The sequence below is a fragment of the Pseudolactococcus chungangensis CAU 28 = DSM 22330 genome, from assembly GCF_002441885.1.
Classification (GTDB): domain Bacteria; phylum Bacillota; class Bacilli; order Lactobacillales; family Streptococcaceae; genus Pseudolactococcus; species Pseudolactococcus chungangensis.
In genome coordinates this window covers 1-1065 of the sequence record NZ_JXJT01000059.1, presented here as the reverse complement: position 1 = coordinate 1065, position 1065 = coordinate 1, and the positions used below count along the sequence as shown (strand labels likewise).

Sequence of the window (1065 nt, the reverse complement as noted above, 5' to 3'; positions counted from 1 at the left end):
TATGATTTGTCAAATTAAGTTAGAATAAAATGCTTCTTGTACATAGCTCAAAAATATCTCAATTGGTGTTCTGTAATTCAATGATTTTCTTGGAATATGATTACGTTGATTGCTGACACTGGAAATAAATGTCTGATTCACTTCTCTAAAATCCATTGATTTCGGCAGTCCATTACGACGCAGAATCCCGTTAGAATTCTCGTTTAATGGGCGTTGAGAAGGTGTTCCAGGGTCCGCAAAATATATATCAATATCATGTTGGTTACTAATGGCTTTCCAGTTAGAAAATTCTTTTCCACAGTCAAACGTAATAGATTTAAAGAAGTTTTTAGGGAAGCGAGAAAACCATTGATTAAGGGCAGTTTCAATATCTAATGCCTTACGGCCGTTGGGTTTAATCGTGATAATTACTTTAGATAATCTTTCAACTAAAGTAATGACGGCACTTTTATGATGAATGCCAACGATCGTATCACCTTCAAGGTGACCAAACTCAGAATTGAAATCAGGATAATTATCAGGTCTATCATGGATTGAGCGCTGATATTGTTGTTTTCCCCGTTTTTCCTGATGGCCATTGGGTTTTCTTTTACCTTTCATCGGTAGTGTGTCAATATCAAATATTCCTTTAGAAAATAAACGATAAAGTGTTCTCATACCGCATGAAACAGGCCTTTCTTTTCGCCCGATAATGACGTCAGGCGTCCAACCAAGAGTGACTTTCTCTTTAATGTAATCTACTTCATGAGCAGGTAATTGAATGACTTTTCTACCACATTTTTTCTTATTTTCTTTATACTGGTGCCAATAATCAAGAGCAGTCTTGCCTTGCTTGAACTTATTGACTACATTATAAATAGTTTGTATAGCACGTCCCATTCGGTTAGCGATTTCAACCGGTTTATTATGTTGAAGATAATATGATTCTATCATTGTCAGTTCGTCTATGGTAAGATGTTTGTAGGTCATTTATGGTTACACTCCTTTGTTTTCTTTCGTCGGAAATACAATTTGAGTGTACCATAAATGCCTTTTTATTTTTCTAACTTAATTTTACAATTCGCG

At 35.1% G+C, this 1065-nt stretch carries 1 protein-coding gene; it reads right to left on the bottom strand.

The window, feature by feature from the left end; genetic code table 11:
* Positions 1-9: 9 nt before the first annotated feature.
* Positions 10-969 (bottom strand): IS30-like element IS6770 family transposase, encoded by a 960-nt coding sequence (locus RR45_RS10835; protein WP_000221326.1) that lies wholly within the window; start codon positions 967-969, stop codon positions 10-12.
* Positions 970-1065: the final 96 nt, after the last annotated feature.